Genomic DNA, 25,799 nt, shown 5'->3' with positions numbered 1-25,799 from the left:
TCGAGGCGAGTTGAGCGCGATCTCGGGGTCGCGGGCAAACGCCTCCGGCCGGACCTTGCGGGCAAGGTCCGGCCGGATACGTGAGATTGACGTCAGTCGTTGACGGGTCAGCCGAGCAGCGTGTTGAGCTCGAGGGTCTCGAGACCGTGGGCCTCGGCGACCGGACCGTAAACGACCTGGCCGTCATGGGTGTTGAGGCCCAGCGCGAGCGCGGGGTCACGGCGCAGCGCCTCGACCCAGCCGAGGTTCGCGAGCTGCACGATGTAGGGCAGCGTGGCGTTGGTCAGCGCGTAGGTGGAGGTGTTCGGCACCGCGCCCGGCATGTTGGCGACGCAGTAGAAGACCGAGTTGTGGACCTGGAAGGTCGGCTCGGCGTGGGTGGTCGGACGGGAGTCCTCGAAGCAGCCGCCCTGGTCGATGGCGATGTCGACAAGTACACTTCCGGGCTTCATCTTGGCGACGAGCTCGTTGGTGACCAGCTTCGGGGCCTTCGCACCCGGGATCAGGACGGCGCCGATGACGAGGTCGGCCTCGACGACGGCCTTCTCCAGCTCGTAGGCGTTGGAGACGATCGTCTTGATCTTCGTGCCGAAGATCTTGTCGGCCTCGCGGAGCTTGTTGATGTCGCGGTCGAGCAGGGTCACGTGGAAGCCCATGCCGATGGCGATCTGCGCGGCGTTCCAGCCGGAGACGCCGCCGCCGATGACGACGCACTCGCCGGCGTGGGTGCCGGGGACTCCGCCCGGGAGGACGCCGCGGCCGCCGGCCGAGCGCATCAGGTGGTAGGCGCCGACCTGCGGGGCCAGGCGGCCCGCGACCTCGGACATCGGGGCGAGCAGCGGGAGCGCGCGGTTGGCGAGCTCGACCGTCTCGTAGGCGATGGCGGTGGTGCCGGACTCCAGCAGCGCGTCCGTGCACTCGCGGGAGGCCGCGAGGTGCAGGTAGGTGAAGAGCGTCTGGTCCTTGCGGAGGCGGTGGTACTCCTCGGCGATGGGCTCCTTGACCTTGAGCAGCAGGTCGGCGGTGGCCCACACCTCGTCGGCGGTGCCGAGGATCTCCGCGCCGGCCGCGACGTACTCGGCGTCCGTGATCGAGGAGCCGACGCCGGCGTTCTGCTCGATGAAGACCTGGTGGCCGCCTCGGACCAGCTCATGCACGCCGGCGGGCGTGATGGCGACCCGGAACTCGTTGTTCTTGACCTCGCGGGGGATGCCGACCTTCATCGTCGATCACGGTCCTTGACTCGGGGGGATTTAACGGGTCACTTCCATACATACCCGCCCACAAGTACGCGCAACGGGATGCACCACGAGATGACGTGGTGAAGCCAGTTTAATGAAGGACGACGCGCTGTCTAGCCTTGCAAACCAATAATCTCAGTCGGATCCACTGCGGATTTCGCAGGCAGCGGGGTCATCTCCCAGCAATCTGTCGGCCGCGGAGCGGTGCAGTCTCGCGGCCGCGGGGTCCCCGAGCCGGTCCAGCGTGTCGGCCAGCCGGACCTGCAGCGCGGCCTGAAGCCGCTGGTCCCCGGCCCGGCGCGCCAGCTCCACCGCCTCGCGGCAGGTGTGCAGGGACTCCTCGGGCCGGCCCGCGTACTCCTGGATCCGGGCCATCTCGCTCAACGCCTTGGCCTGGCCCGGGACGTCGGCCAGCTTCCGGTAGCCCGCGGCGGCCGCCCGCCAGCTGCGCAGCGCGTCCCCGTACCGGCCCGCGTACGTGTGCACGTTGCCGAGCCGCCCGTACAGCCGGGCCTCGTCCGCCCGCTCCCCGCGCGAGAGTGCCTGGGCGAGCGCCCGGCCGAACCAGTCGGAGGCGCGGTGCCAGTCCGCCAGCTCCTGGTAGGCACCGCCTACGGATTCCATCGCGCGGCCCGTCGCGTACGGGTCGTTCGCGGCCCGTCCGGCGTCCAGGGCGGCCCGGTAGCGCTCCAGGGCCTCCTGGGTGCGGCCGGTCTCGGCGTCCAGGTCGGCCAGGTTCAGCAGCGCCGCGGCCTGCTCCCGGTGCAGGCCGCGGCGCTCGGCCACGTCCAGGACCAGGCGGTGCAGCCCGTAGAGCTCGGGGGCGGCCTCCGCGGTGCCCCGGTGGTCCGCCAGGGCCCGGACGAGGGCCGCGACCAGCCGACGGGCCAGGGTGTCCAGCTCTCCGTCGGCCACCGCCAGGGAGGCGGCCGCCGAGAGGGCCGGGAGCCGGGTGTCCAGCCAGACGGCGGCGGCCCGGCGGTCGGGGAAGCGCAGGGCGCGCGGGAGTCCGTCCAGCAGTTCCTGGAGCTCGGGATCGGGGTCGTCGCCGTCGGCGGCGGCCATGGCGCGGCAGGAGTGCAGCAGCCGGACGGTCCGCTCCAGCATCCGGGCGCGGGCCAGCTGGACCTCGGCGGGCCGCTCCTTGGCCTCCAGCAGCGCCTGGAGCAGCGGCGCGAGACAGCCGGGCAGCAGGAACAGGCCGTCGGGGGCGTGCCGGACGAGTCCCAGCCCGGCGAAGTCGTCCAGGGTGGACTGGGCGGCGGCGACCGAGCAGCCGGCCAGCGCGGAGGCGGTGTGCGAGTCGACGAGGCCGGCGGGGGCGAGCGGCAGCAGGCGCAGGGTCCGCTGGGCGGGCTGCGGCAGCGAGTCGTACACGAGCCGGAAGGCGCGGCCGAGCGCCCCGCCGGCGCCGCCGGGCATGTCGTGGAGCTGCTTGGCCACGTCGGCGACGGCGGCCTTGGGACGGGCCGCGAGCCAGCCGCCGACGAGTTCGAGGGCGGCGGGCTGCCCCCCGCAGGCCTCGGCGAGCGATTCGGCGGCCCGCGGGTCGGTGGTGACGCGGGTGTCGCCGATGCGGCGGGCGAGCATCCCGACCGCGGAGACGGTGTCCAGGCCGCCGAGGGTGCAGGGGCGCACGTCGGGGATGCCGGTGAGCGGGCCCTCGGCGGTGACCACGACGAGGCATTCGGGGGTGTCCGGGAGCAGGGCGTCGACCTGGTGCGGATCGGCCGCGTCGTCGATCAGGACGATCGCCCGCCGCTCCTTGAGCGCGGTGCGCAGGACGGAGCTGAGCTCGTCCTCGCCGGCGCCGGGCGGGGTGCGCTGTCCCAGTTCCGCCAGCAGGCCGCGCAGGGCGCGCTCGGTCGCCACGGTCTCCCCGCCGGGGGCGGTGAGCCGGGTCCGCAGCACGCCGTCGGGGTACTGGTCGGCGACCTCGCGCACGAACGTCTCCGCGAGGGTGCTCCGGCCGGATCCCGGGCGCCCGGCGACGAGCAGCACCCGCGCCCGGGGAGCCTTGGCCTTGCGGCCGGAGAGGGTGTCGAGCCCGGTCCGCGCGATGTCCTCGCGCAGCTCCTTGAGCTCACGCCGCCGCCCGACGAAATCCGTCACGGATCCGCTCCTCTCCCTGCCTTCGGATGGCGAGCGTAGTTCACGCAGAGCGACGGTCCGTGTGGAGCGCGGCGGGTAAATCCCCCAATCGGATCAGCGGATGGTCGGCTTTTTCCCGTGCGGTGGCCCGCAGCGCGGGCGGGCCGCCCCGGACGAGCCCCTGCCGCGGCCCCGGCGGGGGTCCTCCCCCGCGCGGGGCCCGCCGCCGTCCGCCGCTGTCCCGTACCCGGGGTTCTGCCCCGGACCTCGCGTCCCCATCCCGGCGCGGCCGGAAATCTCCGGCGCGCGGGCCGGATTCGCCCGCCTACGCCTCGTAGGGCCGGGCCGGCCACGGGGCTTCGGCCGGGCGCAGGGCGTCGACGCCGCCCTCGCCGGCCAGGGCGGCGGACAGCGCCAGCACCCCGGTGACCAGCCCGGGGTTGCCGAGCTCGCCCGCCAGGACGCCCCGTACCAGCTCCGCCAGCGGGACCCAGGTCACCTCCATGTCCGCCTCCTCCGAGCCGGACTCGGAGTAGCGCTCGCCGTCCGCCTCGGAGACGCCCCGCGCCAGGAAGACCCGGATCGCCTCGTCCGACCCGCCCGGCGAGGCGTAGAAGTCGACCAGCACCCGCCAGTCCTCCGCCTTGGCGTGCGCCTCCTCGTAGAGCTCGCGCTGCGCGCCGAGCAGCGGGTTCTCGCCGGGGACGTCCAGCAGTCCGGCCGGCAGCTCCCACAGCCGGCGCCGCACCGGGTGCCGGTACTGGCTCAGGACGAGGACCCGCCCCTCCTCGTCGAGCGCGAGCACGCACACCGAGCCGGGGTGCACCTGGTAGTCGCGGCGGGCGGTCGAGCCGTCCGGCATCCGGACCTCGTCGGAGTCCACCGCCGTCTTCGCGCCCTGGAAGGGGCGCCGGCTCGACAGCGTCTCCCAGGATTCCGACGTGTCCTTGATGTTCATGCCCCGAAGCCCTCCACAACGCGCGACAGCCGGGGTACGGATCTTCCGTACCCCGGCCGTCTACGTTATGCGGTCAGGCGCTCACTTGGCGGACTGCTGCCGCTCCACGGCCGCCTTGACCAGGCCCGCGAACAGCGGGTGCGGGCGCGTCGGGCGCGAGCGCAGCTCCGGGTGGGCCTGGGTGGCCACCAGGTAGGGGTGGACCTCGCGCGGGTACTCGACGTACTCGACGAGCTTGTTGTCCGGGGAGGTGCCGGAGAAAACCAGGCCGGCCTTCTTCTCCAGCTCGCCGCGGTAGGCGTTGTTGACCTCGTAGCGGTGGCGGTGGCGCTCGTCCACGTACGCCTCGTCGCCGTAGACCTCGCGCACGATCGAGCCCTCGGCGAGCTTCGCCGGGTACATGCCCAGGCGCATGGTGCCGCCCAGGTCGCCCGCGCCCTCGACGAAGGCCAGCTGCTCCTCCATGGTCGAGATGACCGGGTGCGGGGTGGAGGCGTCGAACTCGGTGGAGTTGGCGTCCTCGATGCCCGCGAGGTTGCGCGCGGCCTCGATGACCACGCACTGCAGGCCCAGGCACAGGCCGAGCAGCGGGATCCGGTTCTCGCGGGCGTAGGTGATCGCGCCGACCTTGCCGTTCACACCGCGGTCGCCGAATCCGCCGGGCACGCAGATCGCGTCCACGTCGGAGAGCTGGGCCGCGGCGCCCGCGGGGGTCTTGCAGTCGTCGGAGGTGACCCACTTGATCTGGACGCGGGCCTTGTTGGCGAAGCCGCCGGCGCGCAGCGCCTCGGTCACCGACAGGTAGGCGTCGGGCAGGTCGATGTACTTGCCGACGAGCGCGACCTTGACCTCGTGGTCGGGGTTGTGGACGCGGTCGAGGAGGTCCTCCCAGACGGTCCAGTCGACGTCGCGGAAGGGCAGGTCGAGCTTGCGCACGACGTACGCGTCCAGGCCCTCGGTGTGCAGGACCTTGGGGATGTCGTAGATCGACTTGGCGTCGATGGCCGCGACCACGGCCGCCTCGTCCACGTCGCACATCAGCGAGATCTTGCGCTTGATGCTGGTGGGGACGTCGCGGTCGGCGCGCAGCACGATGGCGTCGGGCTGGATGCCGATGTTGCGCAGGGCGGCGACGGAGTGCTGGGTGGGCTTGGTCTTCAGCTCGCCGGAGGGGCCGATGTAGGGCAGCAGCGAGATGTGCACGACGAAGACGTTGTCGCGGCCGACCTCGTGGCGGACCTGGCGGACGGTCTCCAGGAACGGCAGCGACTCGATGTCGCCGACGGTGCCGCCGACCTCGGTGATGACGACGTCGACGTCGTCGGTCGCCATGCGGCGGATGCGGTGCTTGATCTCGTTGGTGATGTGCGGGATGACCTGCACGGTGTCACCGAGGTACTCGCCGCGGCGCTCCTTGGCGATGACGGTGTTGTAGACCTGGCCGGTGGTGACGTTGGCCGAGCCGTCGAGGTCGACGTCGAGGAAGCGCTCGTAGTGGCCGATGTCCAGGTCGGTCTCGGCGCCGTCGTTGGTGACGAACACCTCGCCGTGCTGGAAGGGGTTCATCGTGCCGGGGTCGACGTTCAGGTACGGGTCGAGCTTCTGCATCGTGACCCGCAGGCCGCGCGCCTTCAGGAGCGCACCCAGGCTGGAGGCCGTCAGGCCCTTGCCGAGGGAGGAAGCGACACCCCCGGTGACGAAGATGTGCTTGGTCGTCATGGATTTGGGCGGCATCGCCAAGAGGGGGCTCCCGTGGTCGCGAGGTGAGGTGCGTCCGGCGCCGGCCACCGTCGATCCGGAAGGGTCTCAGGGGGCGCCGAAGCTGCGGTTTCGGGGCCCCTGATTCGCACAGGCAGACCACCGGTCCACGGGGTACCAGCCTATCAGCGCCCGGGCCGGTCCGCCTCCGGCCACGCGCCGTCGACGGCTCGTAGCAGAGCGCCGAAGTGCGCCGGGGCGCAGTTCCCGCGGCTCACCCGTTCGGCCCAGCGGCATTGTCCGCGGCCTGGCGAAGATCACTAGGGTGCCGTCATATCCTGCTCGGATATTGCGCACATCACCGCCGGGCAGTCCGTCGGACGGCCTAACCGGGCCGATATACGGAATCATGGGCTCACGCGGAGATCCTGCACACAGGAGATCGCGCAAACGCGCATTGCAAGCGCCCTTCGGGGCGGACGTGGCCGTTCGACTGGAGATGCACGTGTCCGGGCGCATCGAGGATTACGCACTGATCGGTGACATGCAGACCGCGGCGCTGGTCTGCCGGGACGGGGCGGTGGACTGGCTGTGCCTGCCCCGCTTCGACTCCCATGCCGTGTTCGCGAGCATTCTCGGCACGGAGGACCACGGGTTCTGGCGGATCGGGCCGGCGTTCCCGGCGGGTGCCGAGGCCCCGCGCGCCACCCGCCGCCGCTACCGCGGCGACTCGCTGGTGCTGGAGTCCGAGTGGGACACCCCGCGGGGCAACGTCCGCGTGATCGACTTCATGCCTCCCCGCGAGGACCACGCCCCGCAGCTGATCCGCATCGTCGAGGGCGTCAGCGGACGCGTTCCGATGCGCTCGACGCTGCGGATGCGCTTCAGCTACGGCCGGGTCGTGCCGTGGGTGCACAAGGTCGACGGCCGCACCGTCGCCGTCGCCGGCCCCGACTCGGTCTGGCTGGACACCGACGCGCAGACCTACGGCAAGGACCTGACGACGTACTCCGACTTCACCGTCGGACCCGGCGACCGGGTGGCCTTCAGCATCAGCTGGCAGCCCTCGCACCGCGGCGCGCCCGAGGCCCCGGACGCCGAGGCGGCCCTGGACTCGACTGCGGAGTTCTGGCGCGAGTGGGTCGACCAGTGCACCTACCACGGGCCCTACCGGGAGGCCGTGGTCCGCTCCCTGATCACCCTCAAGGCCCTCACGTACGCCCCCACGGGCGGGATCGTCGCCGCGCCGACCACCTCCCTCCCGGAGGAGATCGGCGGGGTCCGCAACTGGGACTACCGCTACACCTGGCTGCGCGACGCCGCCATCACCCTCTCCTCGCTGCTGCGCACCGGCTACCGGGAGGAGGCCCGCGCCTGGCGCGAGTGGCTGCTGCGCGCGGTGGCCGGCGACCCGGAGAACCTGCAGATCATGTACGGGATCGCGGGCGAACGGGAACTCGGCGAGACCGAGCTGGACTGGCTCCCCGGCTACGAGGGCTCCCGCCCGGTCCGCGTCGGCAACGGCGCCGCCGGCCAGCTGCAGCTCGACGTCTACGGCGAGGTCACCGAGGCCCTGCACCTGGGCCACATGACGGGCCTGGCCCGCAGCGACTACGCCTCCCTGCTCCAGCTCAAGCTGATCCGCTACCTGGAGACGCACTGGTCGGAGCCGGACGAGGGCATCTGGGAGGTGCGCGGCCCGCGCCGGCACTTCGTGCACTCCAAGGTGATGGCCTGGGTGGCCGTGGACCGCACGATCAAGCTGATCGAGAGCGGGGACGCGGACGGCCCGCTGGAGCGCTGGCGCGAGCTGCGCGACGAGATCCACCAGGACGTGTGCGAGAAGGGCTACGACAAGGAACGCAACACCTTCACCCAGTCGTACGGGTCGAAGGAGCTGGACGCCTCGCTGCTGCTGATCCCGCAGATGGGCTTCCTGCCGCCGGACGACAAGCGCGTCATCGGCACCATCGAGGCGATCCAGCGCGAGCTGTCCACGCCCGACGGCTTCATCCTGCGCTACCCGACGGCGGGCGACGAGGCCGGTGTGGACGGCCTGGAGGGCGACGAGGGAGCCTTCCTCGCCTGCTCGTTCTGGATGGCCGACGACCTGGCGATGATCGGCCGGGTGGACGAGGCACGGCGGCTGTTCGAGCGGCTGCTGGCCCTGCGCAACGACCTGGGCCTGCTGGCGGAGGAGTGGGATCCGCGGCTCCAGCGGCAGGTGGGGAACTTCCCGCAGGCGTTCAGCCACGTTCCGCTGATCGACACGGCGCTGCGGCTGACCGCGAGCGGCGCGTACGGGGGCTGAGCGGCGCGTACGGGGCCGGGGCCCGGCCCCTGCCGCCCGAACGGCCGTCGGGGCGGGGCGCGGTGTTCGCCGCGCCCCGGTGATCCTCCGGGCCTAGGCTGGAAGGGTCTTATGCCCTCCGTCCGTTGGAAGGGGGCAGCCATGGCTCCCCTCTCGAAGGCGGGCGCGGCCCTGACCGCGCTCCGCGAGGATCTCTCCGGTGAGGTGTTCGCCCCGGAGGATCCGGGCTACGACGAGGCCCGGACCGTCTTCAACGCGATGATCGACCGCAGGCCCGCCGTGATCGCCCAGTGCGAGAGCGCGGAGGACGTGGTCACCGCCGTGCGCTTCGCGAGGGACCTGGACCTGAAGATCGCCGTGCGGGGCGGCGGGCACAGCGTCGCCGGCTCCGCCCTCGGCGACGCCGCCCTGGTGATCGACCTCCGCCGGATGCACGGGGTCACCGTCCACCCGGGGGCCCGCGCGGTCCGGGTCGAGGGCGGGGCGACGATGAGCCACCTGGACCGGGCGTGCGCCCCGTACGGGCTCGCCACCACCGGCGGCCGGGCCTCCACCACCGGCGTCGGCGGCTTCGTCCTGGGCGGCGGCAGCGGCTGGCTGGACCGCAAGTGCGGGCTGGCCGTGGACAACCTGCTGGGCGTGGAACTGGTGACGGCCGACGGAGCGGTCGTGGAGACCACCTCCGAGGAGCACCCCGAGCTGTTCTGGGCCCTGCACGGCGGCGGCGGGAACTTCGGCGTGGCCACCGCGATCACCCTGCGGCTGCACGAACTGCCCGCCATGGCGATCGCCTTCGTCCTCTACCTGCCGGAGAACGGCCCCGAGGTGGTGCGGACCTACCGGGACCTCCTGGAGGGCGCTCCCGCGGAGGCGAGCGGGGGCGTGATCTACCTGACCGGCCCCCCGGACGACGACTTCGTGCCCCCGCACCTGGCCGGGAGGCTGGTGTGCGCGGCGCTGCTCACCTACGCGGGCCCCGAGGAGCGGCTGCGGGCGCTCGCCGGGCCGCTGCTGGCCCTGCCGCACGAGGCGGCGATGGTCACCGCCATCCCGTACGCCGATCTCCAGTGCATGATCGACGACCCGCCGGGGCTGCGGAACTACTGGTCGGCGGAGTACCTGACCTCCGCACCGGACGCGTTCGTCGACGCGTTCTGCTCCCGGGCCGCGTCGATGCCGGTGCCGACCGGGACCCAGCACATCCTCTTCCCGCAGGGCGGCGCGATCGCCTCCGGTCCGGCCGACTACCCGGTGCCGTACCGGGACTCCCCCTGGGTGGTGCACCCGTTCGGCATCTGGGAGGACCCGGCCGACGACGAACGCTGCCGGCAGTGGGTCAAGGACGTCCGCGCGGACGTGCGGCCGTGGAGCACCGGGGCGGTGTACCTGAACTTCACCGGGGACGAGGGCTCGGACCGGGTGGTCTCGGGGCTCGGCGCGGACAACATGCGGCGGCTGGGCGAGGTGAAGCGGCGCTACGACCCGGACAACGTCTTCCGCTTCAACCACAACATCCGGCCGGCCTGACCCCTGATAGCGTCCCGCGACATGGACAACCAGGGCGGGATCACGGTTCAGCGGGCGCTGGAGCTGCCGGGGCTGCGCAGCGGCCTGCCGGAGGTGGTGGCCTGCGCCGACCGCCTGGGCCGTACCGTCCGCTGGGTGCACGCGGGCGAGGTCCCGAACATCGCCTCCCTGCTCAAGGGCGGCGAGCTGCTGCTGACCACGGGGCTGGGCCTGGGCACCCGGCCCGCCGAACAGCGGGCCTTCGTACGCCGCCTGGCGGACCGGGGCATCGCCGCGCTGGTGGTGGAGCTGGGCCCGCGGTTCACGCGGCTGCCCGCGACGCTGGTGGAGACGGCGCGCGCGGCGGGGCTGCCGCTGGTGCAGCTCCACCGGGAGGTTCCCTTCGTCGCGGTCACCGAGGAGGTCCACACCGAGATCGTCAACGGCCACTACGCCCTGCTCCAGCGGGCCGAGGAGGTGCACCGGCGCTGTACGGAGGCCCTGTTGGGCGGCGGGGGCATCCCGCAGGTGCTGCGCATCCTGGCCGACTTCACGGCGAACCCGGTCTTCCTGGAGACCCCGGACGGGCAGTTGCTGTACGCGGCCGCCAGTTCGGCCGGGGATGCGGGCGCGGACCCGCTGCAGGTCTGGGAGGGGCTGCGCGGCCAGCGCGAGGCCGAACCGTCGGCGAACACCGTGGTGGTCGACGTACCGGGCGGCGGACCCGGTACCGGTTCGGTGCGGGCCAGGGTGGTCCTGGTCGGGGTCTCGGCCCCGCTGCTGCCGGTGCACCGGATGGCGGCGGAGCGGACGGCGGGCGTGCTGGCCGTGGTCCTCATGCAGGCGCGGCAGGAGGAGGAGCTGGCGGCGCGCGGCCGCGGCGACTTCCTGACGGACCTCGCGGAGGGCCGCATCTCGGCGGAGGACGCGCCGGGCCAGGCCCGCGTGCTGGGTTTCAAGCCGGGCGCCGGGCCGCTGCTGCCGGTGGTCATGCGGCTGTCCGACCTCGGCCCGTCCGGCAACTGGGCCGTCCTGGCCCGGGCGGTGCTGGAGGAGCTGTCCTCGGTCGGGGTCCCGGTCCTGCTGGGGGTCCGGCCGGTCGAAGGCCGGGTGCCGCTGCTGGTGTCGCTGCGGGCGGAGTCGGAGCGCACGGCGGTCGCCGACCGGGTCGCGGCGGCGCTGCGGGCGGGCGTCGAACGGGCGGGACTGGAGCGGGCCACCGCACCGCCGGCCGTGGTGGTCGGCGTCGCGGGCGGCTGGACGGCGGCCTCGTCGGGGCTGCGGCACGCCGCGGAGACCGCCACCGCGGCGCACGGCCTGCCGGCCCGGCCCTGGTACGACGCCCGGCGCCTCGACATCGACCTGCTGCTGTGGCGGCTGCGCGAACACCCGGACCTGGCGGCCTTCGTGGACCGCGCGATCGGCCCGCTGCGCGCGCACGACGCCGCCTCGCGGCCGCCGCTGCTGCCCACCCTGGAGACGTACCTGGCCCATGCGGGCCGCAAGGCGGAGACGGCCCGTGAGCTCCACCTGAACCGGCAGACCCTCTACAACCGGCTGGCCCGCATCTCGGAGCTGCTGGGCACGGACCTGGACGACCCGGAGACGGTCCTCTCCCTGAGCCTCGCCCTCCGCGCCCGCCGCCACGCCGGCCCGTCCTGACGCACCCGCGCGCCCCGCTTCAGCCCCGCCGGCGCTTGAGGCCCGGGGTCCGGGCAGGGTCCCGCCCTTTCAGCCTCGCCGGCGTTTGAGGCGCGGGGTCCGGGCAGGGTCCCGCCCTTTCAGCCCCGCCAGGGGGCACCTCCCGGCGGTAGCTGGGGGAGTTTGAGGCGCGGGGTCCGGGGCGGAGCCCCGCAGCAGCGGCGCGCCCGGCGGCGGTGGGGTGGCCCTGCGGGGCTGTCCCCTACCCGCCCTTCCACCGTTCCCCGGGCTCCGCCCGGACCCGCGCATCGATCGCCGGCGAAGCTGAAATGCCGGGCCTCGGCCCCGGAACCCGTGGCGCGCCGGTGGGCGGAATCAGCCCCGCCGGGAGCTATCGGCGGCGTTCCGTCAGTTCGTCGTAGACGGACAGGACCTGGGCCACGGTGTCGTCCTCCGAGGGCCATGTCGCGGCCTGGATGCGCCCGGCGGCGGCCAGGTCGGCCCGGCGGGCCGGATCGGCCAGGAGGCCGGTCACGGCCGCGGCGAGGGCCCCGGCCTCCCCCGGCGGGACGAGCACCGCGCCCCGGCCCACCAGCTCCGGCACGCCGCCCACCGCCGTGGCCACCAGGGGTACGCCCGCCCTCAGGGCCTCCTGGGCCAGCAGCGCCCGCGCCTCCCACCGGCTCGGCAGGACCGCCAGGTCGGCGGCCGCCAGCAGCTGCGCCGCGTCGCGGCGGCGTCCGAGCAGCCGGACCGGGAGCCCCTCCGTCTCGATCCGCCGGGCCAGTTCGGCCCGGAGCGGCCCCTCGCCCGCGATCACCAGCAGCGGTGCCGGTTCCAGGGCCCGCCACTCGCGCGCCGCGTCGAGCAGGACGGAGTATCCGCGGTGCGCCACCAGGCTGCCGACCGCGATGAGCAACGGCCTTTCCACGACGCCGAGTTCCGCCCGCACCTTGCCCGGGTCCGACACCCCCTCCCGGGCCGCCGGGAAGGCCACGGGCGCCAGCCGCGCGTCCCTGGCGCCCCGCTGCCGGGCCAGGTCCACGAGGTCCGAGGAGGCGCCGAGCACCACCGCGGCGGCCCGCGCCACGCGCCGTTCCAGCATCCGGCTCAGCCGCCCGAGCGCGCCGGGCACCGTCGGGCCCTCGCCGTGCCAGGTCACCACCAGCGGCACCCGGCGCCCGCGCAGGGCCAGCGCGGCCCGCAGGCCCGCCTTCACGCCGTGCGCGTGGACGACGTCCGCGCCGGCGCAGGCGGCCCGCAGCACGCTCACCGCGTCGGGCGCGAACTCCGCCCCGGCGCCGGTGAAGTCGTACTCCCCCTCCGCCCGGACGGGAGCGCACACGGTGACCCGTACTCCGCGCGCGGCGAGCCCGGTGGCCAGCGATCGGACGTGGGTGCAACTGCCCGCGCCCGCACCGTCGCCGAGCACGTGGACGGTGCGCAGCGGGCGCCCGTAGGGCTGTGCCGCGGCGGAGGTGGAGACCGGGGAGCTGCTCACTGGACGAAGCTCCAGGGTGAGGGAAGAGTCAGAGACCTCGCCAAGGATGCCAGTCCGCACGCGCGTTCCGGGACCATACGGGTGCGGATCCTGTGCGAGATACGGCCGGAGTCCTTCCGACCTCACCCACACGGCGTAAGTGGAATCCGGAGAGTGACGTGCCGATCGGTCAGTTTCGGGCCCGAACCGGTCTTTCACGGACAAGCGGAAGGCCCGGAACGCCGTGCGTCCCGGGCCCTCCCGCTGGTGTACGGGCTTACGCGTCGGCGCGCGCCGCCGCCAGCAGTTCCTCGGCGTGCGCCCGCGCGGAGACGGAGTCCTCGTGCCCCGCGAGCATGCGGGACAGTTCGCGGATCCGGTCCTCGCCCTCCAGGACGGTCACCCCGCTCCGGGTGACCGAGCCGTCGTTGGTCTTCTCCACCAGCAGTTGCCGGTCGGCGAAGGCCGCCACCTGCGGCAGGTGCGTGACGACCACGACCTGCGCCGTCCTGGCGAGCTTCGCCAGGCGCCGGCCGATCTCGACCGCGGCCTTGCCGCCGACGCCTGCGTCGACCTCGTCGAAGAGGTACGTGGGCACCGGGTCGGTGCCCGCGAAGACGACCTCGACCGCGAGCATCACGCGGGACAGCTCACCGCCCGAGGCGCCCTTGGCGATCGGCCGCGGCTGGGCGCCCGGGTGCGGGGCCAGCAGCAGTTCGACCTCGTCGGCGCCGGAGGGTCCGTAGGCGACCGGGCGGCCGTCCACATCCACTCCTTCGGGGTCCTCCGCCTGCCGGATGTCGATCGTCACCCGGGCGTGCGGCATCGCCAGCGAGGCCAGCTCGGCCGTCACCGCGGAGGCGAAGCGCGTCGCCGCCTCCACCCGGGCGTCGGTCAGCGTCTGCGCCAGCAGGGACAGTTCGGAGCGCAGCCCGTCCCGTTCGGCGGTCAGCTCGGTGATCCGCTCGTCGTCGCCGTCCAGTTCCAGCAGCCGCGCGGCGCCCTGTTCGGCCCACTCCAGCACCGCGTCCACGGTGCCCCCGGTGCCGTACTTGCGCGTCAGCTGCGTCAGGGCGGCCCGGCGCTCCTCCACCGCGGCCAGCCGCAGCGGATCGGCGTCGAGGTCGTCGGCGTAGCCGGCCAGTTCGCCGGCCACGTCGGCGAGCAGGATGCCCAGCTCGCCGATCCGCTCGGCGAGGGCGCCGAGCGCCGGGTCGTGCGACCGTACGGATTCCAGGGCCCGGTGGGCCCCGCCGACGAGCAGGTTCGCGTCGATGGCCTCGGGGTCCTCGGGGTTGCCCGCGAGCGCGGCGTGCGCCGCCTGGGCGGCCGAAGCCAGGGCTTCGGCGTGTCCGAGCCGCTCCGCCTCGGCCGCCAGTTCGACGTCCTCGCCGGCCACGGGCTCCACGGCCGCGATCTCGTCGAGGCCGAATCGGAGCAGGTCGGCCTCCTGGGCCCGCTCCCGGGCCCGGGCGGTGATCTCCTCCAGCTCCACGGCGGCCGCGCGGAGCCTGCGGTACGCCGAGCCGTACTTCTCCAGGGGGACGGCGACGGCGTCCCCGGCGTACCGGTCGAGCGCCTGCCGCTGCCGGGCCGGCCGGAGCAGGCCCTGCTGGTCGGTCTGTCCGTGCACGGCGACGAGGTCGTCGGCGAGTTCGCCGAGCAGGCCGACGGGCACGGAGCGGCCGCCGACGTGGGCGCGCGAACGCCCCTCGGCGGACACGGTCCGGCTGATCAGCAGGGCGCCGTCGTCGAGCTCGGCGCCCGCCTCCTCGGCGCGTACCGCGGCGGGGGCGTCCGGGCGCATGACGATGCGGCCCTCGACCACCGCTGCCTTGGCCCCGATACGTACCAGGGCCGGGTCGGCACGCCCGCCGAGCAGCAGCCCGAGGCTGGTGACGACCATCGTCTTGCCCGCGCCGGTCTCGCCGGTCACCGCGGTGAAACCGGGCGACAGCTCGACCACCGCGTCGTCGATGACCCCGAGCGACCGTATCCGCATCTCCTCAAGCACGGGACGACGATACCGAGGTTTCCCGGGTGCCATGTGACGTCACCCGCCCCGAGTTCTCCGAACGAGTGTGCTATTAAAGCTCTCGCTGCCGGCCCCGGACAACAACACCCGCAATCCCGGCCGGGCTTGCGGCGACGGGGCCGTCAGTGGGGCGCGCCCCGCCATCCCGACACCGGCAGCGCGAACTTCGCGACGAGCCGGTCCGTGAACGACGCGTGGTGCAGCCGGGCGAGCCGTACGGGCACCGCACCCCGCCGGACCTCCACCCGCGCCCCGGCGGGCAGCTCCAGCGTGCGCCTGCCGTCGCACCACAGGACCCCGTGCGGGGTGCCGTTCTGCACCTCGACGGCCAGGACCGAGTGGGGCGAGGTCACCAGCGGCTTCGCGAACAGCGCGTGCGCGCTGATCGGCACCATCAGCAGCGCCTCCACCTCGGGCCAGACCACCGGCCCGCCCGCGGAGAAGGCGTAGGCCGTCGAGCCCGTCGGGGTGGCGCAGACGATCCCGTCGCAGCCGAAGCCGGTCACCGGGCGCCCGTCGATCTCCAGGACGACCTCCAGCATCCGCTCGGGCGACACCTTCTGGACCGCGGCCTCGTTCAGCGCCCAGTCCCGGTGGACGACGTCGCCGTTCGTCCGCACGATCACGTCGAGGGTCATCCGCTCCTCGACCTCGTACGAGCGCGTCACCACCCGGTCCACGACCTTGTCCAGGTCGTCGCGCTCGGCCTCGGCGAGGAAGCCGACCCGGCCCAGGTTGACGCCCAGCATCGGTACGCCCGAGGCCCGCGCGAACTCGGCGCCGCGCAGCAGCGTGCCGTCACCGCCGAGCACCACCAGCAGCTCGCACCCGTCGAGCACCCCCGGCGTGGACTCGGTGACGAGCTCCACCTCCGGCGGCAGCGGCAGGTCCACCGCCTCGTGGTCGAAGACCCGGACGCCCAGCCCGCAGCGCAGCAGGCCCTTGACGACCAGCTCGGCGCTGCGGATGGCCGCGGGCCGTCCGGTGTGCGCGAGCAGGAATACGGTGCGTTCCCCCGAAGAATCTGTCACTGCGGCCCCTCCGCCACTGCACGGTCAACATCCGCCGGGTCGAGTGCCGGTGCCCCCGCCCTCAGCCACAGAAAGTACTCGACGTTCCCCGACGGCCCCGGCAGCGGACTGGCGGTGACCCCGAGGACGCCCAGCCCGAGCGCCGCGGCGCTGGCCGCCACCTCGCGCACGGCCTCGGCCCGCAGCTCGGGGCTGCGCACCACGCCGCCGCTGCCCAGCCGGTCCTTGCCGACCTCGAACTGGGGCTTGACCATCAGCACCAGGTCCGCGTCCGGCGCGCAGCAGCGCACCAGCGCGGGCAGCACCAGGCCGATCGAGATGAACGACAGGTCGCCGACGACGAGGTCCACCGGGATGCCGTCGATCTGCTCGACCGTCAGCTCGCGCACGTTCGTGCGGTCCTTCACGGTGACCCGCTCGTCGCTCTGCAGCGACCAGGCGAGCTGCCCGTAGCCGACGTCGACCGCCATCACGTGGGCCACGCCCGCGCGCAGCAGCACGTCGGTGAAGCCTCCGGTGGACGCTCCGGCGTCCAGCGCCCGGCGGCCCTCGACGGCCAGCCCCTGCGGCTGGAAGGCCGCGAGCGCGCCCGCGAGCTTGTGCCCGCCGCGCGAGACGTAGTCGGGGTCGGCGTCGTCCTTGAGGACCACGAGGGCCGCGCTGGTCTCGACCTGGGTGGCGGCCTTGGTCGCGGTGGTGCCGCCCACGGTCACCCGGCCCGCGGCGATCAGCTGCGCGGCGTGCTCGCGCGAGCGGGCCATGCTGCGGCGTACCAGTTCGGCGTCCAGGCGGCGGCGTGCCACTCCTGCCACGTTCGGTTCAGCTCCTGTTTTCGTACGGTCCGGGGACGGGCGGTGCGTCCAGCGCGGTCAGCGCTTCACGCAGCCCCCGGTGGACATCCTCGTACACCTCGACGTGTCCGTCCGCCGCGAGGTGGTCCGCGTCCGCCAGCCGCGCCAGGTGCGCGTCCACCCCGGCGTGGCCGGTGGGGGTGCGTACGACGCCCAGCGCCGCGGGCCCGGCGGGCTCCACCGGCTCGGCGGGGGCCTGCGCCGCCGCCCCGGCTCCGCCCTCGCCCGGGGCCTCGCTCGGGGCCTCGGCCCGGGTGTCGGCTGCTTCGTCGCTCATGCCACGACGCTACCCCGAAGCGCCCCCGCGGTGACGCGCGGCTCTGCGGTACGGTCGTGATCACGATGGCTACGATCCAGCAGTGCCGTGACGCACTCGACCGACTCTCCGACAACCTCGCGCGGGCCGAGGACGGCGTGCGCGGCGCGGCCGCCTTCGACCGCTCCCTCAGCTGCCACATCACGGACCTGGACCAGACGTTCACGGGCCGCCTCGACGCGGGCCGGATCCGGGTCGACGCGGTCGCGCCGGGCCCGCCGGCCCGGAAGGCGGAGATCCGCCTCGCGATGACCGGCGACGACCTCCTCGCGCTGGTCGCGGGCGAGCTGAAGTTCGCGAAGGCCTGGGCCTCCGGCCGGGTCAGGCTGGAGGCCGGCTTCCGCGACCTGCTGCGGCTGAAGAGCCTCCTCTAGGGGGCACCGGCCGCCCGGGGCCTACACCTCGGCGGCGGCCTGGGCGCGGGTACGGCGCGCCGCCGGGATCACCAGCGGCGTCCCCGTCTCCGGGTCGTCGATGACCTGGCAGCGCAGCCCGAACACCTTCTCCACGAGCTCCGCGGTGACCACCTCCTGCGGCGGCCCCTCGGCGACGACCGTCCCGCCGCGCATCGCGATCAGGTGCGTGGCGTAGCGGGCGGCGTGGTTGAGGTCGTGCAGCACGGCGACGAGGGTGCGCCCCTGGGTCTCGTGCAGTTCGGCGCACAGGTCCAGCACGTCGATCTGGTGCTGGATGTCGAGGTAGGTCGTCGGCTCGTCGAGGAGCAGCAGCGGGGTCTGCTGGGCCAGCGCCATCGCGATCCACACGCGCTGCCGCTGCCCGCCCGACAGCTCGTCCACGGCCCGGTCGGCGAGCTCGGCGACCCCGGTCGAGGCCATCGACTCGGTCACGATCCGCTCGTCCTCGGGCGACCACTGCCGCAGCAGGCCCTGGTGCGGGTACCGGCCGCGCGAGACCAGGTCGGCGACGGTGATCCCGTCGGGCGCGATCGAGGACTGCGGGAGCAGGCCCAGGGTCTTGGCGACCTTCTTCGCGGGCATGGAGCCGATGGCCTGCCCGTCGAGCAGCACCCGCCCCTCGGAGGGCTTCAGCATCCGCGACAGGGCCCGCAGCAGCGTGGACTTGCCGCAGGCGTTGGGGCCGACGATCACCGTGAAGGAGTTGTCGGGGATCTCCACCGACAGGTTCTCGGCGATGACCCGCCGGTCGTAGCCGAGGGTCACGTTCTCCGCGGTCAACCGCTGCACTTGCGCACTCCTGAGGTTCATATACGTCCTGCCTTGCGCTCGGTGACGAGCAGCCAGAGCAGATAGACACCGCCGACCAGCCCGGTCACCACGCCCACCGGCAGCTGGTCCGCGCCGAAGGCCCGCTGCGAGGCCCAGTCCGAGAGCAGCAGCACCACCGAGCCCATCAGGGCGGCGGTCAGCAGGTTGGCGCCGGGCGAGCGGGTCAGCCGCCGTGCCAGCTGCGGCGCGGCCAGCGCGACGAAGCTGATCGGCCCCGCCGCGGCGCTCGCCGCCGTGGTGAGCAGGATCGCGGCCAGCATCAGCAGCAGCCGGGTGCGCTCCACCCGCACCCCCACCGCGTACGCCGCGTCGTCGCCCATCTCGATCATCCGCAGGGCCCGGCTCTGCCCCAGCACCAGGGGGAACAGCACCGCGCAGGTCACCAGCAGCGGCCACACCTGCGCCCAGTCCCGGCCGGCCAGCGAACCGGTCAGCCAGACCATCGCCCGCGAGGCCTCCACGAGCTGGGCCTTGGTGATCAGGTACTGGATGACGGCCACCAGCATCGCGGAGGCGCCGATGCCCACCAGGACCAGCCGGTAGCCGTGGATGCCCCGCTTGTACGCCAGCAGGTAGACGGCGGCGCCGGCCAGCAGTCCGCCGAGCAGCGCGCCGACGGCGACCTCGGTCGCCGAGCCCTTCAGCAGGATGATCACGACGAGGGCGCCGACCGCGGACCCGTAGGAGAAGCCGAGCAGGTCGGGCGAGCCGAGCGGATTGCGGGTCACCGACTGGAAGACGGCTCCGGCCATCCCGAGGGCGGCGCCGACCAGCAGGGCGACCAGCACGCGGGGCAGCCGCAGGTCGTTGACGATGAAGTCGTTGGCAGGGGTGCCGTTGCCGAACAGGGTCTGTACGACGTCCCACGGCGCGATGTCGAAGTCGCCGGTGCCGATCAGCAGGACGGCCATGACGAACGCGGCGAGGACGAGCAGGGCCCCGACGCCCAGGGCGCGCCGCTCGATCCGCAGCGACATCCCGCCCGGGAGCCGCACGGGACGGGCTTTGGCGGTCACGGTCACAGCTGGGCCATCCTCTTGCGCCGGACGAGGTAGATGAAGACGGGCCCGCCGATGAGCGCGGTGACGATGCCGACCTGGAGCTCGGCGGGCCGGGTGACGACCCTGCCGACGACGTCCGCGCCGAGCAGCAGGACCGGCGACAGGACGGCCGAGTACGCCAGCACCCAGCGCATGTCCGGTCCGGTGAACACCCGCACGAGGTGCGGGATCATCAGGCCGATGAAGACGATGGGCCCGCAGGCGGCGGTCGCCGCACCGCAGAGCAGGGTGATGGCGAGCATCGCGCCGACCCGGGTCCTCGTCAGGTTCGCGCCGAGCGCCCTGGCCGAGTCGTCACCCAGGGCCATCGCGTTGAGGGGCCGGCCGAGCGACAGCGCGAGCACCGCGCCGACCAGCAGGAACGGGGCGACCTGCCGGACGGTGTCCATGTTGGCCGAGGCCAGCGACCCCACCGTCCAGAAGCGCAGCTTGTCCAGCGCCTTGCTGTCCATCAGCTGCACGGCGTTGATGTAGCCGACGAGGGCCGCGCTGGCCGCCGTACCGGCGAGCGCGAGGCGTACCGGTGTGGCGCTGCGGCTGCCGCCCAGCACGTACACGACGACCGAGACCACGGCGGCCCCGAGGAAGGCCCACCACACGAACTCGCTCAGCGAGCTCGCGCCGAAGAAGCTGATCGCGGAGACGACGGCCGCGGCGGCGCCGGCGTTGACGCCGAGGATGCCGGGCTCGGCCAGCGGGTTGCGGGTCAGCGCCTGCATCACCGCCCCGGACAGGCCGAGGCCGAGGCCGACCATCAGCCCGAGGAGGGTGCGCGGGATCCGGAGGTCCCGCACGACCACGTCCGAGGTGGTCCCCGAGTAGTGGAAGAGGCCGTGCCAGACCTCGTCCAGGGGCATCTGCTTGGCGCCCACGGCGATGCTCAGCACCGCGATCAGGGCAAGCACCACGAAGGCGCCCACCAGGCCCGCGGCACGCGCGGCATGGCGTGGGCGGGCGACGGCGTCCGGCGGGGGCGCCGCGCTCGGCCCGGATTCTGGGGGACTCTCAACCAACACGCAGGTTAGGTTAGCCTAGCCTCCGCCTCGAACGGCCCCCGGAGGGTCCTCCACGGGTCCTCCGCGGATCCTCAAAGACCCAGCCTGGCCAGCGCCTTCGCCGCGTCCAGGGTGCACACGTCCTCGGCGGCGGCCGTCCAGGCCGCGGCGCACAGCGCCCGCAGACCGTCCAGCGGGTCCGCACCCGACCCGCCGTCCACGACCCCGTCGCCGCCCTCGCGGCCGTCGCCGCCCTCGCCGTCCGCCTCGTCGTCCCGGCGCAGGTCCAGCACGCCGTTGTTCAGCGCGACCGCGGTCCAGCCGCCGCAGCGGAACCCCTCCGCGGCCGGCACCACCTCCGGCTGTCCGGCCAGCAGCCCGCGCAGGTCCCGGTCCACGTAGGTCGGCCGGTGCCGGGGCTCGGCCCGCAGCAGCTGCTCCGCGTCGGTCACCCCGGTCAGCACCAGCAGCGAGTCCACCTCGCCGTTGAAGGCGCCCTCGATGTCGGTGTCCAGCCGGTCGCCGACGACCAGCGGCCGCTTCGCCCCGGTCCGCAGCACCGTCTCCCGGTGCATCGGGGGCAGCGGCTTGCCCGCCACCTGCGGCTCCGCGCCCGTCGCGATCCGTACGACCTCCACCGCGGCGCCGTTGCCCGGCGCGATGCCCCGCGCCCCGGGGATCGTCAGGTCGGTGTTCGACGCGTACCACGGCACGCCCCGGTTGATCGCGTACGAGGCCTCCGCGAACCGGCCCCACGCCAGGTCCGGGCCCCCGTAGCCCTGTACGACGGCCGCCAGCCCCTCCTCGTCGGCGGACTCGACCGGCACCAGGCCGCGTTCGCGCAGCGCGACCCGCAGCCCCTCCCCGCCGATCACCAGCACCTTGGACCCCGGCTCCACCTGCTCCGCGATCAGCCGGGCCACGGCCTGCGCGGAGGTGATCACCTCGGCCGCGTCCGTCGGGATGCCCAGCTCGCCCAGGTGCTCCGCGACCGCTTCGGGGGTCCGCAGCGCGTTGTTCGTCACGTACGCGAGGTGCATGCCGTCGGCGCGGGCCGCCGCGAGGGACTCCACGGCGTGGCCGATGGCCCGCCCGCCCGCGTACACCACGCCGTCCAGGTCCAGGAGAGCGGTGTCGTACGCCTGGTGCAGACTCTGGTCACACGCCGCAGGACTGGTCCTGATCTGCCGGGTCATTCTGGCCGCTCCCTGTGAGATCGATCTTGTCCGATTCCGTACTGCCCCGATCATCCCGCATGGCGAGACGCGATTTACCATGCACCAATGACCACTTCTGGCACCGCGGACCACGGGCTGCGCCTCATCCCGTTCCATGGCCTGCGCTACGTCCCCGAGCGTGTCGGCAGCCTCGCCGCCGTCACCTCGCCGCCGTACGACGTGGTCGTGCGCCCCGACGGAGTCGACCACCTCGAATCCGCCGACCCGCACAACATCGTCCGCCTCATCCTCCCGCAGGCCGGCACCCCGGCCGCGCGCAACGAGCAGGCCGCGCGCACCCTGCGGGACTGGCTCGCCGGCGGCATCCTGTCCGCCGACCCCGAGCCCGCGCTGTACGTGTACGAGCAGCGCCGGGCCGGGCTGCTGCAGCGCGGCATCATCGGCGCGCTGGCCCTGTCCACCGCCGACGCCGGCATCGTCCTGCCGCACGAGGACGTCATGCCGGACGTGGTGACCGACCGGGCGGGCCTGATGCGGGCCACCTCCGCGAACCTCGAACCGCTCCTGCTCACCTACCGCGGCGACGACCCCGGCGCAGGCGCGGCGGCGGTCGTCGAGCGGACCGCCCAGCGCGAGCCGCTGCTGTCGACCACCACCGAGGACGGCTTCCAGCACCGTCTCTGGGCCATCACGGACCCGGCCGAACTGGCCACGGTCACGGCGGATCTCAGCCACCGCCAGGCCCTCATCGCCGACGGCCACCACCGCTGGGCGACGTACCTGCGCCTCCAGGAGGAGCACGCCTCCCCCACGGCGTGGGACTTCGGCCTGGTGCTCCTCGTGGACACCGCCCGCTACCCGCTCCAGGTCCGCGCCATCCACCGGATGCTGCGCCGCCTCCCGGTCGCCGACGCACTGGCCGCCGTCGCCGGTCACTTCCGGGTCCGCCCGGTGGACGGGCCGCTCCCGCTGGCCCTGGACGCCCTCTCGGACGCGGCGGAACGCGGCAACGCCTTCCTGCTCGCCGGCGACGGCTCCTTCCACCTGGTCACCGATCCCGACCTGGCCCTCCTCGACCGCACGGTCCGCCACGACCGCCCCGAGGCCTGGCGCCGGCTGGACGCGACCGTGCTGCACGCGACGCTGCTCGACGCCCTCTGGCACGTCCCGGACGCCCCCGACCAGATCACGTACATCCATGACGCCGCGTCCACGGTAGCCATGGCCGAACGGCACGGGGGCACGGCCGTCCTGCTGCATCCCGTACGCGAGGAGGTCGTGCGCGACCTGGCCCGCCAAGGGGTCACCATGCCCCGCAAGTCGACGTCCTTCGGGCCGAAGCCGGCCACCGGCCTGGTCCTGCGCGGACTGGGCTGAGCGGCTTCCGGACGCGGGCCGGACACGGAGAAGGGCGGTACCCCGTTCGGGGTACCGCCCTTCTCCTCTACGTCAACGCGGCTCAGGCCTTGTCGCCCCGGACGTCGGCGTCGTCCGCGGACTGCTCCAGCGGCTCGTACTCCTCGTCGTCCTCGTCGTAGTACTCGGTGACGTCGGTCGCGCGCTCGGCCGCGGCCACCTCGGCCGGGTCCTCGTCGTCGTCCTCGTCGTCCTCGTCCTGGTCGTCCTGGGCGAGGTCCTCGTTCTCGATCTCGTCGTCGTCGGACAGGTCGACCGCGGCGTCGACGAACTCCACGCCGTCGAGCTCGGCGAGGCGGTCGGAGGCGTCGGTGGCCCCGTCCTTGTCCGCCTCGAGGGCCTTGCCGAACCACTCGCGGGCCTCGTCCTCACGACCGGCCGCCAGCAGGGCGTCGGCGTAGGCGTACCGCAGACGGGCGGTCCACGGCTGGACGGCGCTGGAGGCCAGCTCGGGGCTCTGGAGGGTCACGATGGCCGCTTCGAGCTGCCCCTGGTCCCGGCGGGCGCCGGCGGCGACCAGACGCATCTCGACCTGGCCGGCCTTGTCGAGCTTCTGCACCTCGGGCTCGCCGGCCATGGCCAGTGCCCGCTCGGGGCGGCCGAGGCCGCGCTCGCAGTCGGCCATCACGGGCCACAGCTCGACGGAGCCGGTCATGCGCTTGGCGGCACGGAACTCCGCGAGTGCCTCGCTGTACTTCTGCGTGGCGTAGGCGGCGAAGCCGGCGGCCTCGCGGACGGCGGCGACGCGGGAGGCCAGACGCAGGGCGATGCGGGAGTACGCGTACGCCTGCTCCGGGTCCTCGTCGATCAGCCGGGCGACCATGACCAGGTTCTTGGAGACCTCTTCGGCCAGGCCCTTGGGCAGGCTCAGCAGCTCCTGGCGCACATCGGCGTCGATCTCGAGGCCGGTGACGTCCTCGTCGATCGGAAGCCGCTTGACCGGGTCACGGTCGCGGTCCGCGCGGTAGCCACGGTCGCCGCCGCGGTCATCGCGACCCCGGTAGCCACCGCGGTCGTCACGGCCGCCGCGGAACCCACCGCGGTCGCCACCCCGGTCGTCACGACGGGGGTAGGACGGGCGGTCGCCACCGCGGTCGTCACGACGCGGGTAGGAGGGGCGGTCGCCGCCACGGTCGTCACGGCCGCCACGGAAGCCACCGCGGTCGTCGTCGCGACGCGGGTACGAGGGACGCTCGCCCCGGTCGTCACGGCGCGGGTAGGACGGACGGTCCCCACCGCGGTCGTCACGACCGCCACGGAACCCACCGCGGTCGTCGTCACGACGGGGGTACGAGGGACGGTCGCCACCACGGTCGTCGCGACGGGGGTAGGAAGGACGGTCGTCACGGCGCGGGTACGAAGGACGGTCGCCCCGGTCGTCACGACGGGGGTACGAGGGGCGGTCGCCACCGCGGTCGTCGCGGCGCGGGTAGGAGGGGCGGTCCCCGCCACGGTCGTCACGGCCGCCACGGAACCCACCGCGGTCGTCGTCACGGCGCGGGTACGAGGGACGCTCACCGCGGTCGTCACGACGCGGGTAGGACGGACGGTCCCCACCACGGTCGTCACGACGGGGGTAGGAGGGACGGTCGCCACCGCGGTCGTCACGCCCGCCACGGAACCCACCGCGGTCGTCGTCACGGCGCGGGTACGACGGACGCTCACCGCGGTCGTCACGACGCGGGTAGGACGGACGGTCCCCACCACGGTCATCGCGACGGGGGTAGGACGGACGCTCGCCCCGGTCATCACGACGGAAGGAGGGGCGGTCGCCACCGCGGTCGTCGCGGCGCGGGTAGGAGGGGCGGTCGCCGCCACGGTCGTCACGGCCGCCACGGAACCCACCGCGGTCGTCATCGCGACGCGGGTACGACGGACGGTCCCCACCGCGGTCGTCACGACGGGGGTACGAGGGGCGGTCGCCGCCACGGTCGTCACGGCCGCCACGGAACCCACCGCGGTCGTCGTCACGGCGCGGGTACGACGGACGGTCACCCCGGTCGTCACGGCGGAAGGAGGGACGGTCGCCACCACGGTCGTCGCGACGCGGGTAGGACGGACGGTCCCCACCACGGTCGTCACGACGGAAGCCGCCGCCACCACCGCCACCGCCGGCAGGACGTCCACCGCGGTCGTCGCGGCGGTAGCCACCGCCACCGCTGCCACCGGCCGGCCGGCCGCCGCGGTCGTCACGACGGAACGGAGGGCGGTCGCCACCACGGTCGTCACGGCCCCCGCGGTAGCCGCCCCTGTCACCGCCGTCGTTGCGACGAGGCTCGCGCTCCGGACGATCGTCGGGAGAGTTGGACATGGGTGTGACTCCTGTCTTCGGGGTACCGCTAGTCATTCTCGCGCAACCAACCCATGGCCGCGCTTCGGCGTAAAGATGGTGAAAAACAAAAAAGGACCCTTGGTCCAGCGTTGAACGCTGGACCAAGGGTCCTTTGAAAGATTGTTCGGCGGCGTCCTACTCTCCCACAGGGTCCCCCCTGCAGTACCATCGGCGCTGAAAGGCTTAGCTTCCGGGTTCGGAATGTAACCGGGCGTTTCCCTAACGCTATGACCACCGAAACCCTATCGGTTTCGAGCGAACAAGCACACTCTGTAGTTATGTGTTCCAGCTCTAGAAACCAGCAACTGTTCGTTGCTTCAGAACTAACACAGTGGACGCGAGCAACTGAGGACAAGCCCTCGGCCTATTAGTACCAGTCAGCTTCACCCGTTACCGGGCTTCCACATCTGG

Annotated in this window: 19 protein-coding genes, 1 rRNA gene and 1 pseudogene; 5 read left to right on the top strand and 16 right to left on the bottom strand. The window is 73.5% G+C overall.

The features are described 5' to 3' along the window. Positions 1-107 precede the first annotated feature (107 nt). The 4 genes from ald to pyrG all read right to left on the bottom strand — a co-directional run bounded on the left by ald (position 108) and on the right by pyrG (position 6,024). Complete coding sequence (gene ald / locus AB0O53_RS26210) at positions 108-1,223, bottom strand: alanine dehydrogenase (protein ID WP_351001507.1); 1,116 nt, start codon at positions 1,221-1,223, stop codon at positions 108-110. Positions 1,224-1,376: 153 nt separating this feature from the next. Beyond that, positions 1,377-3,353, bottom strand: coding sequence for a tetratricopeptide repeat protein (locus tag AB0O53_RS26205; RefSeq protein ID WP_365198666.1), 1,977 nt, complete (start codon positions 3,351-3,353; stop codon positions 1,377-1,379). A 304-nt stretch (positions 3,354-3,657) separates the two neighbouring features. Then, the gene (locus AB0O53_RS26200; RefSeq protein WP_351001511.1) at positions 3,658-4,290 is read right to left on the bottom strand and encodes an NUDIX domain-containing protein; all 633 of its coding nucleotides are present in this window, start codon (positions 4,288-4,290) and stop codon (positions 3,658-3,660) included. An 81-nt stretch (positions 4,291-4,371) separates the two neighbouring features. After that, complete coding sequence (pyrG, locus tag AB0O53_RS26195; RefSeq protein WP_351001513.1) at positions 4,372-6,024, bottom strand: CTP synthase; 1,653 nt, start codon at positions 6,022-6,024, stop codon at positions 4,372-4,374. 445 nt (positions 6,025-6,469) lie between these two features. On the opposite strand from pyrG, the gene AB0O53_RS26190 reads away from it, so the two are divergent. From AB0O53_RS26190 to AB0O53_RS26180, 3 genes are all read left to right on the top strand, one after another. Further along, entirely contained in the window at positions 6,470-8,299 is a 1,830-nt protein-coding gene (locus AB0O53_RS26190; RefSeq protein ID WP_351001515.1) for a glycoside hydrolase family 15 protein, read from the top strand. A gap of 141 nt (positions 8,300-8,440) precedes the next feature. Beyond that, a complete protein-coding gene (locus AB0O53_RS26185; RefSeq protein ID WP_365198662.1) occupies positions 8,441-9,826 on the top strand; it encodes an FAD-binding oxidoreductase in 1,386 nt (461 codons plus the stop codon). Positions 9,827-9,847: 21 nt separating this feature from the next. After that, positions 9,848-11,467, top strand: coding sequence for a PucR family transcriptional regulator (locus tag AB0O53_RS26180; protein WP_351001519.1), 1,620 nt, complete (start codon positions 9,848-9,850; stop codon positions 11,465-11,467). 370 nt (positions 11,468-11,837) lie between these two features. Here the strand turns inward: AB0O53_RS26180 and AB0O53_RS26175 are convergent, their stop codons facing one another. The 5 genes from AB0O53_RS26175 to AB0O53_RS26155 form a co-directional block, all read right to left on the bottom strand. After that, positions 11,838-12,947: a glycosyltransferase family 4 protein gene (locus AB0O53_RS26175; protein WP_365198660.1), complete on the bottom strand. Its 1,110-nt coding sequence runs from the start codon at positions 12,945-12,947 to the stop codon at positions 11,838-11,840. Positions 12,948-13,203: 256 nt separating this feature from the next. Further along, on the bottom strand, positions 13,204-14,928 hold the full coding sequence (gene recN / locus AB0O53_RS26170) for a DNA repair protein RecN (protein WP_365198827.1): 1,725 nt from the start codon (positions 14,926-14,928) through the stop codon (positions 13,204-13,206). Between the two features lie 155 nt (positions 14,929-15,083). After that, complete coding sequence (locus AB0O53_RS26165) at positions 15,084-15,992, bottom strand: NAD kinase (protein WP_351001523.1); 909 nt, start codon at positions 15,990-15,992, stop codon at positions 15,084-15,086. After that, positions 15,989-16,804 (bottom strand): TlyA family RNA methyltransferase, encoded by an 816-nt coding sequence (locus tag AB0O53_RS26160; protein WP_351001525.1) that lies wholly within the window; start codon positions 16,802-16,804, stop codon positions 15,989-15,991. The genes AB0O53_RS26165 and AB0O53_RS26160 overlap by 4 nt, the downstream gene beginning before the upstream one ends. A 7-nt stretch (positions 16,805-16,811) precedes the next feature. Further along, positions 16,812-17,120 carry a hypothetical protein gene (locus AB0O53_RS26155; RefSeq protein ID WP_351001527.1) on the bottom strand — a complete coding sequence of 103 codons (309 nt, stop codon included), beginning with the start codon at positions 17,118-17,120 and terminating at the stop codon, positions 16,812-16,814. A 65-nt stretch (positions 17,121-17,185) separates the two neighbouring features. On the opposite strand from AB0O53_RS26155, the gene AB0O53_RS26150 reads away from it, so the two are divergent. After that, positions 17,186-17,533, top strand: coding sequence for an SCP2 sterol-binding domain-containing protein (locus AB0O53_RS26150; RefSeq protein WP_351001529.1), 348 nt, complete (start codon positions 17,186-17,188; stop codon positions 17,531-17,533). 21 nt (positions 17,534-17,554) lie between these two features. Here AB0O53_RS26150 and AB0O53_RS26145 read toward each other — a convergent pair whose 3' ends face one another. From AB0O53_RS26145 to AB0O53_RS26130, 4 genes are all read right to left on the bottom strand, one after another. Beyond that, positions 17,555-18,385 (bottom strand): ABC transporter ATP-binding protein, encoded by an 831-nt coding sequence (locus AB0O53_RS26145; protein ID WP_351001531.1) that lies wholly within the window; start codon positions 18,383-18,385, stop codon positions 17,555-17,557. Then, positions 18,382-19,383, bottom strand: a complete 1,002-nt coding sequence (locus AB0O53_RS26140; RefSeq protein WP_351001544.1) for a FecCD family ABC transporter permease — start codon at positions 19,381-19,383, stop codon at positions 18,382-18,384. The genes AB0O53_RS26145 and AB0O53_RS26140 overlap by 4 nt, the downstream gene beginning before the upstream one ends. A 41-nt stretch (positions 19,384-19,424) precedes the next feature. Further along, positions 19,425-20,483: a FecCD family ABC transporter permease gene (locus tag AB0O53_RS26135; RefSeq protein ID WP_351001533.1), complete on the bottom strand. Its 1,059-nt coding sequence runs from the start codon at positions 20,481-20,483 to the stop codon at positions 19,425-19,427. Positions 20,484-20,554: 71 nt separating this feature from the next. Next, a complete protein-coding gene (locus AB0O53_RS26130) occupies positions 20,555-21,658 on the bottom strand; it encodes an HAD-IIA family hydrolase (RefSeq protein WP_351001534.1) in 1,104 nt (367 codons plus the stop codon). A gap of 87 nt (positions 21,659-21,745) precedes the next feature. Between AB0O53_RS26130 and AB0O53_RS26125 the strand changes: the two genes are divergently transcribed. Next, complete coding sequence (locus AB0O53_RS26125; RefSeq protein ID WP_351001536.1) at positions 21,746-23,017, top strand: DUF1015 family protein; 1,272 nt, start codon at positions 21,746-21,748, stop codon at positions 23,015-23,017. A gap of 82 nt (positions 23,018-23,099) precedes the next feature. On the opposite strand, the gene AB0O53_RS26120 is transcribed toward AB0O53_RS26125, so the two are convergent. The 3 genes and pseudogenes from AB0O53_RS26120 to rrf form a co-directional block, all read right to left on the bottom strand. Then, positions 23,100-23,942: a tetratricopeptide repeat protein gene (locus tag AB0O53_RS26120; RefSeq protein WP_365198823.1), complete on the bottom strand. Its 843-nt coding sequence runs from the start codon at positions 23,940-23,942 to the stop codon at positions 23,100-23,102. Positions 23,943-24,086: 144 nt separating this feature from the next. Then, positions 24,087-25,199, bottom strand: a pseudogene (locus AB0O53_RS26115) (hypothetical protein); the annotation flags it as partial. A gap of 311 nt (positions 25,200-25,510) precedes the next feature. Then, a 5S ribosomal RNA gene (gene rrf / locus AB0O53_RS26110) occupies positions 25,511-25,627 on the bottom strand. Positions 25,628-25,799 lie beyond the last annotated feature (172 nt).

Source organism: Streptomyces erythrochromogenes (assembly GCF_040684695.1).
GTDB lineage: Bacteria > Actinomycetota > Actinomycetes > Streptomycetales > Streptomycetaceae > Streptomyces > Streptomyces erythrochromogenes_C.
Note: the sequence above shows the minus strand (reverse complement) of the source record. Positions and strands in the feature narration are given on the sequence as shown.